2 protein-coding genes are annotated in these 383 nt (G+C 62.1%); both read right to left on the bottom strand.

The features are described from left to right. A partial coding sequence (locus ACNFOC_RS55900) for an epoxyqueuosine reductase QueH (RefSeq protein WP_416966510.1) occupies positions 1-195 on the bottom strand: 195 nt, incomplete at its 3' end. Continuing rightward, positions 192-383: hypothetical protein (locus ACNFOC_RS55895; RefSeq protein WP_521987356.1), on the bottom strand; the 192-nt coding region annotated here is incomplete at its 5' end. The genes ACNFOC_RS55895 and ACNFOC_RS55900, both read right to left, overlap by 4 nt.

The raw sequence follows: 383 nt of genomic DNA, 5'->3' as shown, positions 1-383 counted from the left end.
CTCGTACTCCTTCAGCGGATGGATGTTGGGGTTGTAGAAGAAGATCGTGTAGTCGATGCCCGTGGCCAGCATGGCCTCCATGACCTCGCCCGAGCAGGGCGCGCAGCAGGAATGCAGCAGCACCTTGCGCGGGCCTTCCTGCATGTAGGTCGGCAAGGGCAGTGGTTCGCGCTTGAAGTTGGCGGTGTCGGTCATGGATTGCTTTCGGTGGCAACGCCCTTGCGTGCCAACTCGATGAAGGCCTTCAGATAATCGATGTGCAGTTCGCTGTCGCGGGCGCCGAGGTGGATCTGCTTGGCGACGCCCTTCTTGCCCAGCTGCACGGGCACGACATCCATTCGTTGCGCATATTCCTCGACGAGCCAGCGCGGCAGGGCCGCCAC

It is taken from the genome of Streptomyces colwelliae (assembly GCF_048158785.1).
GTDB lineage: Bacteria > Actinomycetota > Actinomycetes > Streptomycetales > Streptomycetaceae > Streptomyces.
Note: the sequence above shows the minus strand (reverse complement) of the source record. Positions and strands in the feature narration are given on the sequence as shown.